This window comes from Pseudomonas sp. AF32, assembly GCF_022342325.2.
Taxonomy (GTDB): Bacteria; Pseudomonadota; Gammaproteobacteria; order Pseudomonadales; family Pseudomonadaceae; genus Aquipseudomonas; species Aquipseudomonas uvaldensis.
Genome location: NZ_RQJK02000020.1, coordinates 92,662 through 109,788, shown reverse-complemented (window position 1 = coordinate 109,788; position 17,127 = coordinate 92,662). Strand labels below are relative to the sequence as shown.

Annotated in this window: 3 protein-coding genes (1 of these 3 only partly in view); all 3 read left to right on the top strand. The window is 64.6% G+C overall.

All coding sequences use genetic code 11. The features are described 5' to 3' along the window. Tightly spaced (each overlapping or abutting the next), the 3 genes in view from EGM97_RS19115 to EGM97_RS19105 form a layout consistent with a single transcriptional unit that may run on beyond the window. On the top strand, nucleotides 1–362 hold the end of the coding sequence (locus EGM97_RS19115) for a non-ribosomal peptide synthetase (RefSeq protein WP_238960867.1). 12,037 nt of this gene lie to the left of the window's left edge; only the last 362 of its 12,399 coding nucleotides appear in the window; the start codon falls outside the window, past its left edge; it ends in the stop codon at nucleotides 360–362. Next, nucleotides 362–13,900: a non-ribosomal peptide synthase/polyketide synthase gene (locus EGM97_RS19110; protein ID WP_238960866.1), complete on the top strand. Its 13,539-nt coding sequence runs from the start codon at nucleotides 362–364 to the stop codon at nucleotides 13,898–13,900. Before EGM97_RS19115 ends, EGM97_RS19110 begins: the two co-directional genes overlap by 1 nt. Next, nucleotides 13,897–17,127 carry a non-ribosomal peptide synthetase gene (locus EGM97_RS19105; protein ID WP_238960865.1) on the top strand — a complete coding sequence of 1,077 codons (3,231 nt, stop codon included), beginning with the start codon at nucleotides 13,897–13,899 and terminating at the stop codon, nucleotides 17,125–17,127. The genes EGM97_RS19110 and EGM97_RS19105 overlap by 4 nt, the downstream gene beginning before the upstream one ends.

Here is a 17,127-nt window from a genome sequence, read left to right as displayed (position 1 = left end):
CCAACGGCAAGCTCGACCGCAAGGCCTTGCCCGCCGTGGAGAGCGGCCTGTCCCAGGCCGGTTATGTGGCCCCGGCCAGTGAACGGGAACAACAGGTCGCGGCGATCTGGGCCCAGGTGCTCACTGTGGCGCGCGTCGGCCTGAACGATCATTTCTTCGAGCTGGGCGGTCATTCGCTGCTGGCGGTCAACGCCGTCTCGCGCATGGCCCTCGAACTGGGGCTGACCCTGACCCCGCAACTGATTTTCCAGCACCCCGTCCTGAAGGATTTCGTCGCGCAACTCGACACCGGCGGCGGGCCAATCAATGAACAGAAACTGAACAAGCTGGAAGCCCTGCTTGATGAAATGGAGGAAGTCTGATGGACAAGAGTGTTGCTTTGAGGATTGCCAAGCGCTTTATCACTCTGCCGCTGGACAAACGCAGGCTGTACCTGGAAAAGATGCTCGAAGAGGGCGTCTCGCCGGCCAACCTGCCGATCCCCGAGGTGCGTTCCGGGTTCGAGGCTATCCCGCTGTCCTACGCTCAGGAACGCCAATGGTTCCTGTGGCAGATGGATCCCCTCAGCTCGGCTTATCACATTCCCAGCGCCCTGCGCCTCAAAGGCCGGCTGGACGTGCCGGCCCTGGAGCGCAGCTTCAATGCGCTGGTCGAACGCCACGAGAGCCTGCGCACCACGTTCATCGAGCGTGACGAGCAGACCGTGCAGGTTATCCACCGGCAGATGCCGCTGCGCATCCGCCTCGAATCCTTGCCCGCGAATTCCCCGGCCAGTCAGGACGACAGCATCAAGGCCTTCGTCGAGGCTGAAACCGCACGCCCGTTCGACCTGCGCCAAGGGCCGTTGCTGCGGGTTTCCCTGTTGAAAGTCGCCGAGGACGACCATGTGCTGGTGCTGATCCAGCACCACATCATTTCCGATGGCTGGTCGATGCAGGTGCTGGTCGATGAGCTGGTCCGTCACTATGGCGCCGAGACTGTCGGCACGCCGCTGTCGTTACCGGAATTACCCGTGCAGTACGCCGACTATGCCATCTGGCAACGTCATTGGCTGGAGGCCGGCGAGCGTGAGCGGCAGTTGGCCTACTGGGTCGAGACGCTGGGCGATGAACAGCCGGTGCTGGAGCTGCCCCTGGATCATCCGCGCCCGCCTGTGCAGAGCTTCCGTGGCGCACGGCTGGACCTGGACCTGCCGCCACCATTGGTCGCAGCGCTCAAACAACTGGCCCAACGCGAAGGGGCCAGCCTGTTCATGGTGCTGCTGGCGTCGTTCCAGGCCTTGCTGCACCGCTACAGCGGCCAGCCGCAGATCCGCGTCGGCGTGCCGGTGGCCAACCGTAACCGGGTCGAGACCGAGGGCCTGATTGGCTTTTTCGTCAACACCCAGGTGCTCAACGCGCATGTCGACGGGCAACTGCCTTTTGATCGCTTGCTCGATCAGGTCAAGCAAGCGGCCCTGGCCGCCCAGGCCCATCAGGACTTGCCCTTCGAGCAGTTGATCGAGGCGCTGCAACCGGAGCGCAGCCTCAGCCACAGTCCGATCTTCCAGGTGATGTTCAACCACCAGACCGCCCGCGACGTCCAGGACCGGCAAGTGCAACTGCCGCAACTGGGCATCGAGGACCTGGTGTGGGAAGGGCGCACCGCCCAGTTCGACCTGACGTTGGGCACGTATGAAACCGAGCAGGGTATTGCCGCGGAACTGACCTACGCCACCGACCTCTTCGAACCACAGACCATCGAACGACTGGCCCGGCACTGGCTGCAACTGCTGCAAGGCATTGTCGAGGCGCCGCAGCAGCGGATTGGTGAACTGGCGCTGCTGGACAGCGACCAGCAGCGCCAGACGCAGCAGGATTGGCGTCGGACGGTGGACCACGGCGTTGAGCTTGAGTGCGTGCACCAACGCATCGCCGAGCGGGCCCGCCAGACCCCGGATGCTTTGGCACTGACAATCGATGGACAGGTCCAGACCTACAGGCAACTGGACAGGCGCGCCAACCAACTCGCCCATCGCTTGATCGCCCTGGGCGTGACGCCCGGCCAGCCAGTGGGCATCGCGGTAGAGCGCAGCGTCGAGATGATCGTCGGGCTGCTGGCGATCCTCAAGGCCGGCGGTGCCTACGTGCCGTTGGACCCGGCGTATCCCGAGGATCGCCTGGCCTACATGATTCAGGACAGCGGCATCCGGTTGCTGTTGACCCAGGCCCGCTTGCAGGCGGTGTTACCTATTCCAGCGACCCTCCCGGCCCTGTTGCTGGACCAACCCGACGCCGCGCTACAGGATGCCTGCGACACGTGCCCGAGGGTGCCGCTCACCGGCGAGCATCTGGCCTATGTGATCTACACCTCCGGTTCCACCGGCAAACCCAAGGGCGTGATGGTGCGCCACGGGGCATTGAGCAACTTCGTCACCAGCATGATTGCCCAACCCGGCCTGACGGCCGACGACCGCATGCTGTCGCTGACCACCTTCTCCTTCGACATCTTTGGCCTGGAGATCTATGGCCCGCTGTGCGCCGGCGCCAGCGTGGTGCTGACCGGCCAGAACGTGCACCAGGATCCGCAAGCGGTACTGGAGTTGATCGCACGACACGATGTCACCGTATTGCAAGCCACGCCTTCGAGCTGGCGCATGCTGCTGGATCATGAACAGTCGCCGCTGCTGGCCGGGCGTACCTTCCTCTGTGGCGGCGAAGCGTTGCCCCAGGAACTGGCGCAACGGCTGCTGGCGCTGTCGCCCAAGGTCTGGAACCTCTATGGCCCGACCGAGACCACCATCTGGTCGGCGGTGCATCCGTTGAGCCCCGAAAACAGCCGTCCGTTCCTGGGTAAACCCCTGGACAACACAGCGCTGTACATCGTCGGCAGCGACCTGACTCTCAACCCGCCCGGCGCGCCGGGTGAATTGCTCATCGGTGGTGACGGCCTGGCCCGCGGTTACTTCCAGCGTCCGGCCTTGACCGCCGAACGGTTTGTCCCGGACCCGTTTTCCACCCGTGGCGAGCGGCTGTACCGCACCGGCGACCTGACCCGCTATCGGGCCGAAGGCGTGGTCGAGTATCTCGGGCGCCTGGATCATCAGGTCAAGATCCGTGGCCTGCGCATCGAGCTAGGTGAGATCGAAGCGGCGCTGTTGGCCCAGGACAGCGTGCGTGAAACCGTGGTGATCGCCCATGAAGGCCCGACCGGCGCGCAACTGGTGGGTTACGTGGTGCCTGCCGTCAATCCGGGACCGAACCCGGAAGACGAGGCTGCCGCGCGCACTGCACTCAAGGCTGCGCTCAAGGCGCAGTTGCCCGAGTACATGGTCCCGGCGCACCTGCTGTTCCTGGCGCAACTGCCGCTGACGCCCAATGGCAAAATCGACCGCAAGGCCTTGCCCGCCCCGGATGCCCGCGATGTGCAACGTGCCTACGTGGCGCCCCGCAGCCCCCGTGAGCAAGAGGTGGCGGCGATCTGGCAAGAAGTGCTCAAGCTCGAACGGGTAGGGCTGGAAGATAACTTCTTCGACCTGGGCGGCCACTCACTGTTGGTCACCCAAGTGGTGTCGCGGGTCCGCCGGGCACTGGGGATCGAGGTGCCGCTGCGCAGCCTGTTCGAACACAGCACATTGCAGGATTTTGTCGGCGCCCTCGATGTCGACCGGGGCGAACACGCGCCGGCAATGGTGCCAGTGCCGCGAGACAAGCCGCTGCCGCTGTCGTTTGCCCAGGAGCGCCAGTGGTTCCTGTGGAAAATGGACCCGGACAGCGCCGCCTACAATATTCCGACGGCCCTGCGCCTGCGCGGTGCCCTGGATAAACTCGCCCTGCGTCGCAGCTTCGAAGCGCTGGTGGAGCGTCACGAAAGCTTGCGCACGGCATTCATCGAAGACGATGGGCGCACCTGTCAGGTGATTCGCCCGCAGGGCCAGGTCAGTTTCGTCGAGCAGCGCTTGGACGAACAAGACGAAGCCGCGATCCAGGCGTTCCTCGAACACCAGACACAAGGTCCGTTCGATCTCTTGAACGACGCGTTGCTGCGTGTGGCGTTGCTGGCGCTGGACGACCGGGAGTACATCCTGGTGCTGACCGTGCATCACATCGTCGCCGACGCCTGGTCGTTGCAGGTGATGATCGATGACCTGATGAGCCTGTATTCGGCATTCGTTCAGGCGCGGCCCGCACAGCTGCCTGCGTTGGCGGTGCAGTACGCCGATTATGCGGTCTGGCAGCGGCAATGGATGGACGCCGGCGAGCGGGATCGCCAACTGGCCTACTGGACCGGGCAGTTGGGCGGCGAACAGCCGTTGCTGGAGTTGCCTACGGACCATCCGCGTCCTGCGCAGCAAAGCCAGCGGGGGGCGCGTTTGCCCATTGTGATCGATCCTTCGTTGAGCGATGCCCTCAAGGCACTGGCCCGGCGTGAAAACGTCACGTTGTTCGTGCTCCTGCTCGGTAGCTTCCAGGCCTTGTTGCATCGCTACAGCGGGCAGTCCGACATCCGCGTCGGGGTGCCGATCGCCAACCGCCAGCGGCTGGAAACCGAGCGCTTGATCGGATTCTTCGTCAATACCCAGGTGCTGCGAGGCCAATTCCACGGCGATCTGACAGGTGCCGACCTGCTGCAACAGCTCAAGCAGACGGCCATGGCGGCGCAGGTGCATCAGGACCTGCCGTTCGAGCAACTGGTCGATGCCTTGCAGCCGCAGCGTAACTTGAGCCACAGCCCACTGTTCCAGGCCATGTTCAATCATCGCGCCGAAAACGTCGCCGCGTTCTGCGAAGCATTGCCGGGCCTGACGGTCGAACCCCTTGGCTGGGCGCAACGCACCGCGCAGTTCGATCTGAGCCTGGACACCGTCGACAGCCCGCAAGGCTTGCACGCGGCCCTGACCTACGCCACGGATCTGTTCGAACCGGCCACCATCGAACGCATGGGTCAGCATTGGCTCAACTTGTTGCAGAGTCTGGTGCAGGACCTGCATCGCCCCGTGGCGCAATGGACCATGCTGGAGGCTGGAGAGCGTCGGCGGATGCTCGTCGACTGGAACGCGACGACGGTTCGCTATCCTCTCGAGCGCACGGTGCAGGGGCTGATCGAAGAGCAGGTGCGCAGCAATCCGGATGCCCCGGCGCTGGTCTTCGGCGAGCAACGTCTGTCCTACGGCGAACTCAACGCCCGAGCCAACCGACTGGCTCACCGGTTGATCGATCAAGGCGTCGGCCCGGACGTGCTGGTGGGCATCGCCGTGGAGCGCTCCGTGGAGATGGTGCTGGGGCTGTTGGCGATCCTCAAGGCCGGCGGTGCCTACGTCCCGCTGGACCCGGAATACCCGCGGGAACGCCTGGCCTACATGTTCGAGGACAGTGGCATCGGCCTGCTGCTGACGCAACAACACGTGCTGGATTCGCTGCCGATCCCGACAGGGATGCACAGCCTGCTGCTGGATCAACCTGACGATGGTCTGTATGCCGGTCGCGACAGCGATCCACAGGTCGACGTCCACGGCGAGAACCTGGCGTATGTGATTTACACCTCCGGCTCCACCGGCAAACCCAAGGGCGCGGGTAACCGCCATTCGGCGCTGGTCAACCGGCTGTGCTGGATGCAGCAGGCCTATGGGCTCGACGCCACGGACAACGTGCTGCAAAAAACGCCGTTCAGTTTCGATGTGTCGGTGTGGGAGTTCTTCTGGCCGCTGATGACCGGCTCCACCCTGGTGGTGGCCGCGCCGGGTGCTCATCGCGACCCGACTCAACTGATCGAGCTGATCACCGCACACCGCATCACCACGCTGCACTTCGTCCCGTCGATGTTGCAGGCTTTCGTGCAAGATCCTCACGTGACCGATTGCACCAGCCTCAAGCGCATCGTTTGCAGCGGTGAAGCCCTGCCGGTGGATGCGCAGCAGCAGGTGTTCGCCAAGCTGCCGGGCGCCGGCCTGTACAACCTCTATGGCCCGACCGAGGCGGCCATCGACGTGACCCACTGGACGTGCGTCGAGGAAGGTCGTGACAGCGTGCCCATCGGCCAACCCATTGCCAATCTGGGCACCTACATCCTGGACGATGAACTGGCCCCGGTGCCGGTGGGCGTAATAGGCGAGTTGTACCTGGCGGGCGAGGGCCTGGCCCGTGGTTACCATCGCCGCGCCGCGCTGACGGCCGAGCGCTTCGTCACCGGGCCTTTCGGCCAGGGGCAGCGGCTGTATCGCACCGGTGACCTGGCACGGTACCGCGCCGATGGTGTGATCGAATACGCCGGACGGATGGATCATCAGGTGAAGATCCGTGGCCTGCGCATCGAACTGGGCGAAATCGAGGCGCGCCTGGCCGAGCACGAAGACGTGCGCGAAACGGTCGTCATCGCTCAGGACGGTGCCCTGCTGGTGGCCTACGTGGTGCCGGCCCGCGTCGAGCTGCTGGCCGCCGATGACGCCGTTCGCCAGGCATTGCAAGAGCGCCTCAAGGATCACTTGAGCCGTGCCTTGCCCGACTACATGGTGCCGCAGCACTGGCTATGGCTGGAAAAGATGCCTGTCAGCCCCAACGGCAAACTGGAGCGCAAGGCGCTGCCCAAAGCCGATACCAGCGCCAGCCCCAAAGCCTACATCGCACCGCGCACAGCCATCGAACAGGCGCTGGCCGACATCTGGCAAAGCGTGCTGGGGCGCGACCAGGTGGGTATCCAGGACAACTTCTTCGAGCTGGGGGGCGATTCGATCATCTCCATTCAGGTGGTCAGCCGGGCCCGCCAGGCCGGGATTCATTTCAGTCCCAAGGACCTGTTCGTCCACCAGACCATCCAGGGCCTGGCGGGTGTGGCGGGCAGGGGCGACAGCGGTCCGGGCATCGACCAGGGCCCGGTGACGGGCGATACGGTGCTGCTGCCGTTCCAACAGTTGTTCTTCGAACAGAACATGGCCGAGCCTCATCACTGGAACCAGTCGCTGCTGCTCAAGGGCCGGCGACCGGTGGACGCCGGGCATCTGGAGCAGGCGTTGCAAGCGTTGGTGGCTCATCACGATGCCTTGCGGCTCGCGTTCATCCATGAGGGTGACGGCTGGATCGCTCGCCATCGCACGCTCGCCGAGCAGCACACGGTCTGGCAACGATCGCCTCTGTTGTGGACCGCCGAAGTGGCCGATGCCTTGGCTTTCGAGCCATTGGCCGAACAGGCCCAGCGCAGTCTTGCTCTGGACGGCGGCACCTTGTTGCGCGGCGTATTGGCGAACCTGGCCGATGGCAGCCAGCGGCTGTTGCTGGTGATCCATCACTTGGTAGTGGACGGCGTCTCCTGGCGCGTTCTGCTGGAAGACCTGCAACAGGCGTATGCCCAACTGCAAGCCGGACAGACGCCGACGCTGCCCACCAAGACCAGTTCCACCCAGGCCTGGGCGCAACGGTTGCAAACCCATGCCGGCAGTGCAGCGCTACAGGCTCAGCTGGCTTATTGGCAAGATCAGTTGGAGGGCGCTCGCCCTGACCTGCCGTGTGACCGCCCTCAGGGGGCAATGCTCAGATGCCATGCCGCGCAAGTCCAGACGCGTCTGGACAAGCACCAGACCCAACGCCTCTTGCAGCAAGCGCCGGCGGCTTATCGCACCCAGGTCAACGATTTGCTGCTAACGGCCCTGGCCCGAGTCATCGGCCGCTGGACCGCCGAAGCCTCGACGCTGATTCAATTGGAGGGGCATGGCCGCGAGGCGCTGTTCGACGACCTGGACCTGAGCCGCAGCGTGGGCTGGTTCACCAGCCTGTTCCCGGTGCGCCTGACCCCGGCGGCCAGCGCAGCGGATTCGATCAAGGCCATCAAGGAACAATTGCGAGCGATCCCCGACAAGGGGCTCGGATTCGGCGTGCTGCGCTATCTGGGCGATGAGCAGACCCGTCGCACCCTGGCGGCACTGCCCGTGCCGCGCATCACCTTCAACTATCTGGGCCAGTTCGACAACGGGTTCGCCGATGACACCGACGGGCTGTTCGTCCCGGCCAGTGAATCGTCGGGCCGGGCACAAAGTCCCCTGGCGCCGCTGGACAACTGGCTGACGCTCAACGGCAGCGTCTACGCGGGCGAACTGAGCATCGACTGGACGTTCAGTGCGCAGATGTTCGACGAGGCGACCGTCCAGGCCCTGGCCTCGGATTACGGCCACGAGTTGCAGGCGTTGATCGAGCATTGCTGCCAGGCGCAGCACCAGGGGTTCACACCGTCGGACGTGCCGCTGGCCGGTTTGACCCAGGCCCAACTGGACGGCCTGGCCCTGGCACCTCGGCAGGTCGAAGACCTCTATCCGTTGTCGCCCATGCAGCAGGGCATGCTGTTCCACACCCTCTATGAACAAGAGGCGGGTCACTACATCAATCAACTGCGGGTGGACGTCGAGGGACTGGAGGTCGAGCGCTTCCGCCAGGCCTGGCAGGCCGTCATGGACGCCCATGAAGTGCTGCGCAGCTGTTTTACCTGGGAGGGCGACTTCAAGCGGGCCTTGCAGGTGGTGCACAAGCGAGTGGACGTCCCGTTCCTGTTCCATGACTGGCACGCCAACCCCAGCCAGTCCCTGGAACTGGACTCGCTGGCCCTGGACCAGCGCCAGCAAGGTTTCTCGCTGGACACGGCGCCGTTGCTGCGCTTGGTGGTGGTGCGTGTGGCAGAGGACCGTTATCACCTGATCTACACCAGCCATCACATCCTCATGGACGGCTGGAGCCATTCGCAGTTGCTCGGTGAAGTGCTGCAACGCTACAGCGGCCAGGCACCGGCGCGGCCGGCTGGACGCTACCGGGACTACATCGAGTGGCTGTCGCTCCAGGATCCGCTGGCCAGCGAGCAGTTCTGGCGCACGCAACTGGCCGAGCTGGACGAACCGACGCACCTGGCGGGGGCCTTTGCCCGGGATTCGCGCAGTGAGGCAGGCGCCGGCCATGGCGAGTACGAACAATCGCTCGACGAGCACGCCACGGCGCGGTTGCACGCTTTTGCCCGAGAGCAGAAGGTGACGGTCAATACCCTGGTGCAAGCGGCCTGGCAGTTGTTGCTGCAACGCTGCACCGGGCAATCGGTGGTGGCTTTCGGTGCCACGGTGGCCGGCCGGCCCGCGTCCATTGCCGGCGTTGAGCAACAGATCGGCCTGTTCATCAACACCTTGCCGGTGATCGGCAGCCCACGGGCGGAGCACAGCGTCGGCCAATGGTTGCGGGAGGTCCAGGGACGAAACCTGAGCCTGCGCGAACATGAGCACACGCCGCTGTTCGATATCCAGCGCTGGGCCGGACAGGGCGGTGCGGCACTGTTCGACACCTTGCTGGTATTCGAGAATTACCCGGTGTCCCAGGCGCTGCAAGAGGGCGCTCCGGCCACGTTGCGTTTCGGCGAGGTGGCTAACCATGAACAAACCAACTACCCGCTGACCCTGGCGGTGAACCTGGGTGAAACGCTGTCGCTGCTCTTGAGTTACCACCGCGCCAGCTTCGCGCCAGGGGACGTTGTCCGCATCGGCCAGCACCTGGTGCACCTGTTGGAGCAGATCGTTCTCGGCGGCGAGCGCAGGGTGGGGCAATTGTCATTGCTCGATGCCGGACAACGGGCGGTTCAGCAGGCCTGGAACGATACCACCACTGCGTACCCGCTCGACCGCAGCGTGCATCGTCTGATCGAAGAACAGGTGGAGAAAACCCCCCACGCCTGCGCGCTGGTCTTCGGCCGGCAACGGTTCAGTTATGCCGAACTCAATGCCCAGGCCAACCGCCTGGCCCATCGGTTGATGGCGCAGGGCGTCGGCCCGGATGTACTGGTGGGCATCGCCGTGGAGCGGTCGGTGGAAATGGTGGTTGGCCTGTTGGCGATTCTCAAGGCCGGTGGTGCCTACGTGCCGCTGGACCCGGAATACCCTCAGGATCGCCTGGCCTACATGTTCGAAGACAGCGGCATCGGATTGCTGCTCACCCAGCGTCATCTGCTTGACCAACTGCCAGTGCCGACCGGCTTGCACAGCCTGGTGCTGGATCAGCCGGACGACTGGCTGGCCGGGTGCAGCGGCGCCAATCCCGGGGTCGCGCTGCAGGGCGAAAACCTGGCCTACGTGATCTACACCTCCGGTTCCACCGGCAAGCCCAAGGGCGCCGGCAACCGCCATTCGGCCCTGGTCAACCGGTTGTGCTGGATGCAGGACGCCTACCGGCTGGACGCAGGCGACCGCGTGCTGCAAAAGACCCCCTTCAGCTTCGACGTATCGGTCTGGGAGTTCTTCTGGCCATTGCTGACCGGCGCCACGTTGGTGATGGCGCCTCCAGGGGCTCATCGCGATCCGCAGCAGTTGATCGAGCTGATCACCACGCAGCAGATCACGACCTTGCACTTCGTGCCGTCGATGTTGCAGGTGTTCATGCAGGATCCGGCGGTGGATCGTTGCCGGAGCCTGAAACGGATTATCTGCAGCGGCGAAGCGCTGCCGGTGGATGCTCAACTGCAGGTGTTCGCCAAACTGCCGGCTGCCGACCTGTATAACCTGTACGGCCCCACCGAAGCCGCCATCGACGTGACCCATTGGACCTGCGTCGATGAAGGCCGGGACGCGGTGCCGATCGGTCAGCCGATCGCCAACCTGGGCACGTTTATCCTCGACCACGACCTGGCGCCATTGCCCGTGGGCGTGACGGGCGAGTTGTACCTGGGCGGTGAAGGCCTGGCGCGCGGCTACCATCGTCGCCCGTCACTGACGGCCGAGCGATTCGTCACCAGCCCGTTCGGCGATGGTGCGCGGTTGTACCGGACCGGCGACCTGGCGCGCTATCGCGCCGATGGCGTCATCGAGTACGCCGGGCGCATGGACCATCAAGTGAAAATCCGTGGCTTGCGCATCGAGCTGGGGGAAATCGAAGCGCGCCTGACCGAGCATGACGAGGTCCGTGAAAGCGTGGTCATCGCCCAGGACGGCACGCTGCTTGTGGGCTATGTGGTGCCGCAGTCGCCTGCGCTGTTGTGTGGCGACGGCGACATCGGCCAGGCGTTGGAGCGGGCATTGAAAGTCCACTTGAGCCAGCACCTGCCCGACTACATGGTTCCGCAGCACTGGGTTCTGCTGGAGCGCATGCCGGTGAGCCCTAACGGCAAGCTGGACCGCAAGGCCTTGCCGCGATTCGATGCCAGCTTGTCGCAGCCTGGCTTCGTGATGCCCGAGGGTGAGCTGGAGCAACAGATTGCCGCTGTCTGGCAAGAGGTGCTGGAGGTGGAGCAGGTCGGGCGCCACGATCATTTCTTCGAGCGCGGCGGTCACTCGCTGCTGGCGACCCAGGCGGTTTCCCGCCTGCGCAAACTGACCGGCTATCCGCTGAGCCTGCGTGATCTGTTCGACCATCCGCGGCTCAAGGCGCTGGCGGCCCTGATGGCCGGCGCCGGAGAGGGGCCGGTGCGGGCCGGGGACTCCAGCGGGGTCCGGCTCGTGGCCCATGGTCCGCGGCGTTCGGCACCGCTGTCGTTGGTGCAGCGACGGCTGTGGATCGCCGAGCAGTTGTCCGGCGGCACCTCGGCGTACGGCATGCCCATGGCGTTGCGCCTGTGCGGCGAATTGTCGGTGGCGCGTCTGTTGGACAGCTTCGCCGAAGTGGTCCGTCGCCACGATGTGCTACGCACCGCGTACACCCAGGACGACGAAGGCGATCCGGTTGCGTTGATTGCCGATGGGGTCCGACTGGACTTCCCGCTGATCGACCTGTCCGGCCTTTCCCCCAGCGCCCAGCGCGAGCGGGTGGCCCAGGCGACATTGGAAAACGCGCGCATGCCGATCGACCTGGAGCAGGCACCGCTGCTGCGCGGGCAAATCCTGCACTTGGGAGCGACCGAGCATGTGTTGCTGTTCGCCATGCATCACATCATCTCCGATGGCTGGTCCATGGGCCTGTTGATCAACGAACTGGTGCAAGCCTACGAGGCGTCCCTCAAGGGCGAACCGATGCCGCTGCCGCCCCTGGAGGTCCAGTACCAGGACTTTGCGTTGTGGCAGCAGGCGCTGGAAGCACAAGGCGTATTGGCGCGCCAGGCCGAGTACTGGAAACAGCGGCTCAGTGGCTACGAGGGGCGTTTGAGCCTGCCGCTGGACAGCCCGCGTGGCCAGGCCGCGTCCTATGACGGCGATGCACTGCAATTCCAGCTGTCCACAACCTTGAGCGAGGCCTTGCGCCGATTGTCCGGCGCGGCGGGCGTCACGCTGTACAGCACGTTGCTGGCTTCCTTCCAGGTACTGCTGCATCGCGTCTGCGGGGCACAGGACGTGGTGATCGGGGTGGACGTGGCCGGTCGTGAGCGACCCGAGCTGGAGCGCCTGATCGGCTTCTTCGTCAACGTGTTGCCGCTACGTTCTCGCCTTGACGCCGACGCCACGTTCGCACGGTTCCTGGGGCAGACCCAGGACGACCTGCTTGGCGCCCTGGAGCATCAGGACGTGCCGTTCGACCAGATCGTCGACGTGTCCGGGGTCCCCCGTCACAAAGGCATGAACCCCTTGCTCCAGGTGTTGTTCGTGATGAATAACGTGCCAGTGCGCACCCGTTCCATGGCGGGGCTGAGCGTGGAGTTCCTGCCGGCGCTTGAGACCCATTCTAAATTCGACATGGCGCTGTTCGTTGACGAAGAAGAAGGGCAATTGCGCGGTAATTGGCAATTCGCCACAACCTTGTTCGGACACGAGCGCATCCAGTACCTGATCCAGGCCTGGACGGCCCTGTTGGAACAGATCGTCGCTGATCAGGACATTCAATTGGGAGCTATCAGCATGCCAGTCGACAACTTGGCGGCAGCCGTCACGCCTGCCACCGTCCCGGGGCCCAAGGCCGATAAACTGGGCAAGTTTCTCAAACGCTCCGTGACACCGCTGGCCAAGGCCCGCCCGGCACGGGTGCGTGAATCGCTGGTGGCGGCGCCGCAGCGATTCCCGTTGATGCTGGAGCCGGGCGAGCCCCATCTGGATGTCATCGAGTGGATCCAGCAGAACCGGCCGTTGATCGAGCAGAAGCTGGCCGAGCACGCCGGCATTCTTTTCCGCGGTTTCGAGCTGGATGGCATCCAGGGCTTCGAAGCGTTCGCCGAAGCGATACAGCCGGGCCTTTACGGCCAGTACGGCGACCTGCCCAAGAAGGAAGGTGGCAAGAACACCTACCGCTCCACGCCGTACCCGGAGCGCAAGATGATCCTGTTCCATAACGAGAGCTCCCATCAGGACCGCTGGCCACGCAAGCAGATGTTCTATTGCGAGCAGGCAGCGCCGGTGGGGGGCGCGACCCCGGTGGTGGATTGCCGGTTGATGTACGAAAAACTGCCGACCGAGCTTCGCGAGAAATTCGAGGACAAGGGCCTGCTCTACGTGCGCACCTTCACCGACAAGCTCGACGTGTCGTGGCAGCACTTCTTCAAGACCGAAGACCGCCGCGAAGTCGAGGCCCGTTGCCGGGCGGGCGGCATCCAATGGCGCTGGCTCGACAACGATGAATTGCAGACCCGCACGCCGGGACCCGCGATCATCACGCACCCGATCACCGGTGAAAAGTCGTTCTTCAACCAGGTGCAGTTGCATCACATCTACTGGCTGGACCCGGACGTGCGGGAGGACCTGCTGTCGATGTACGGCCTGGAGCGGATGCCCCGGCATGTCTACTACGGCGACGGTACACCGATCGAAGACGAGGTGATGGAGCGCATTGGCCAGTTGTACGAAGCCTGCGCGGTGCGTTTCGACTGGCGCAAAGGTGATGTGATCCTGCTGGATAACATGCTGGTGGCCCATGCCCGTGATCCGTTCGAAGGCCCTCGCAAGATCGTCGTCGCCATGGGCGATATGTACGACCGCAGCAGCCTGGAGCATCCGCCGGCCGCTGGGCAAACCGCCCAGGGCGCACTGAATACCGAGGAAGTCGGAGCATGAACGAGGTCATGATGGACGCACAGGATCCGGGTTTCGCCCTGACGCCCGAGCAACAACGGGCACTGGAGCAGTTGTCGAACACGGCGACCTGTGGCGAGGCATTGCGCTGGTTGAAGGTGGGCATCGAGGGCGATCTCGATCCGCAGCGCTTGCAGGTTGCATTGGATGCCCTGGTGGCGCAGCAGCCAATGTTGCTGGCGCGTCTGGTCAAGGTCGCCGGTTTCCACGGTTGGCGTCAGGTCGCTGGTACTGCCGGGCGCTTCCCGCTGGCGATACAGGCTGGCGAGCAACGGGTCGAGGACGTGCAGGCGCAGATCGAGGAATCGATGGGCCGCGCCTTTGTGGTCGGTGAATCGGAAAGCGTCCAGGCCGTGCTCCATCGCCTGGCGCCCCAGCGCTGGCAACTGGTGCTGGGCATCGCCCGCCACAGTGCCGATGCACAGACCCTGAACCTGCTGCTTCAACAAATCCAACAGGCCTATGCCGCAGCCCAGGCAACGGACGACGAGCTGCCCGGCGAGTTTGCCCAGTACCTGGAGTGGCGCAGTGAAGTGGTGCTCGATGAAGATGCCGCCGCTGCGCGGACCTACTGGCAACAACATCTGCAAGGCGTGCAGACGGACATCGCCACGCCATGGCTGGCCGAGCGCGGCGCCAGCGGTGAGGCGGCTGCTGCCGACTCGCGGGTATCGCTGACACTGGCGCCTGCTCAGCATGACGCTTTGCAGCGTTTGGCCGAGCAACTCGGCCAGCCGCTTGCCACGCTGTTACAGGGCGCGTGGTGGCTCCTGCTGGGCCGTTTGAGCGGTCTGGAACAGGCCCTGGTGGGCGTGCGTCATGACAGTCGCGAGGACTATGAGTATTTCGCCCATGCCCTGGGTATGTTCGAGAAAACCTTGCCGTTGTGGCTTTCGCTGCCTGCTACCGCACCGTTCGATGAGTGGTTGGGAGCGCTGGCGGCGCGCCTCGAAGAACATCGCACCTGGCAGGAATACTGGGCGCCGGAACTGTCGCCCGACGCAGCGCGTCCGGCCTATGGCTTTACCGTAGGACAGGCCATCCCTGTCGGGCACATGGGCGGCTTGAACTGGGTCGCATCGGAGTGTGCCATGGGCCAGGCCGATGCGTTCGAGCTGCTGCTGCAGGTTCAGTTGCGAGCTGATCAGCAACTGGCTGCCATCGATTTGTGTTACGCCAGTTCGCGTTATTCGCCAGCTTCGGCCAATGCCCTGCTTGAACACTACGGCGTGCTGTTGGCCTCGATCCTGGCGGCACCGAAGAATGCACTGGCCCAGCTCAGTCTGCTGGGGGCCACCGAGGAACAACGCTTACGGGCGATCAACCCGACGATGCAGGCGTTGGCGGATAACCGTTACCTGCCGCAGCGCATCGCCGATCTGGCGATCCAAACGCCCGATGCCATCGCCCTGAGCGATGCCCATGGGCAATTGAGCTACGCACAATTGCAAGCCCGGGTCGAGTCTGTAGCGCGAGGCCTCAAGGAGCGGGGGCTGGAGGCCGGTTCGATTGTCGCCCTGGCCCTGCCGCGCTCGGCGGACCTGGTGATTGCCATGCTGGCGAGCTGGCGCTTGGGGGCGGCGTATCTGCCGCTGGATGCGCAGTGGCCCCAGGCGCGCCAGGCGTTGATGCTGGAACAGGCCGGCGCGGCGGTGTTGCTGACCGATGCGACGCGTCTGCCGATCTGGCAGGAACAACCGTACATGGCGCTGACCCTGGCTGAACTCGATCAGTCGACGGCGTCGTTGCCCGCACTTGCCACCCGGGGCAACGACATCGCTTATGTGTTGTTTACCTCCGGCTCGACCGGCGTGCCCAAAGGCGTGGTGATCGAGCATCGGCAATTGCTCAACTACACCGCCCAGGCCAGCCGGGCGCTGGGACTCGAGCAGTGCAGGAGCGTCGCTTTCAGCTCCACCGTAGCGGCGGACCTGGGCAACACGACCCTGTTCGGTGCGCTGTTCAACGGTGCGGCGTTGCATGTGGCCAGCGATGAGCAGATGCAGGACGGCGCGTTGTTCGCCGAGTACCTGCGACACCACGCCATCGACTGCCTGAAAATCGTGCCGTCGCACCTGGCGGCACTGCTCGACAGTGAGCGGGCGGTCTTGCCGCGGACCTTGATCCTGGGCGGAGAACCGATTGCGGCTACGTTGGTCGAGCGCATCGCACGTGTGCGTGGCGATTGCCGGGTGTTCAACCACTACGGGCCGACCGAGGCCACGGTGGGCGTGATGATCCATCCGTTATCGCTGGACGGCGCCGCCGACGATTGTTCGGCGCTCAGCCAAGTGCTGGGCAATAACCAGGTGTACGTGCTGGACGCCGACCTGCGCCTGGCCCCGGTGGGCCTGCTGGGCGAGTTGTACCTGGGCGGCGCGCAGCTGTGCCGGGGGTATCTGAACGCCGAAGCCGACGGGCAAGCATTCATCCAGAGTCCCTTCGATCCGGCGCAGCGGCTGTATCGCACCGGTGACCTGGCGCGTTATCGGGCGGACGGGGCGATCCAGCTGCACGGCCGGCGCGATCAGCAGATCAAGGTGCGCGGGTTCCGTATTGAATTGGCGGAAATCGAGGCCGAGCTTCTGCGTATGCCTGGGGTGGCCGAAGCGCAGGTGTTGCCGGCAGCGTCGGCCGAACAGGGGCTGCTGGCCTTTGTGGTGGCGCAGTCGGGGCCGTCGGCGGGCTTGCTGGACGCCGTGCGTGCCGGTCTGAGCGCGCGCCTGCCCAGTGTGATGGTGCCGGCGCACCTGCAACTGATCGAGCATTTTCCACGGTTGGCCAACGGCAAGATCGATCGCAAGGCGTTGCAACAGTTGGCCGGCGCGACGGCGAATGACGAAGACGCCGCGCCACGGGATGCGCTGGAGCAGTTGCTTGCCACACGCATGGCGCAGCTGTTGGGGCTTGAGCGACTGGGCATCGACCGTGACTTCTTCGCCGCCGGGGGGCATTCGCTGCTGGTGATCAAGCTGGTGGCTGGCATTCGCAAGTTATTGCAGTGCGAAATTCATCCGGGGCTGGTCTTCGATCATCCGACGGTGGCGTCGCTGTCGTCGGCCTTACGGGCGATGGAAAGTAGCCCGGGGCAACTGGAAAAAATGGCCCAGGTGCGCTTGCGCATGGAGGCGATGAGTCCCGAGGAAAAGGCCCGCCTGACCGAACAGGCTCGGCAACAACACGCCACTCGGGTCGCGCAAGGCACCTGA

What these genes read in the sequence shown, in the direction of transcription:
- EGM97_RS19105 (WP_238960865.1), top strand. Translation starts at nt 13,897, where the DNA reads ATGAACGAGGTCATGATGGACGCACAGGATCCGGGTTTCGCCCTGACG.
- EGM97_RS19110 (WP_238960866.1), top strand. Translation starts at nt 362, where the DNA reads ATGGACAAGAGTGTTGCTTTGAGGATTGCCAAGCGCTTTATCACTCTG.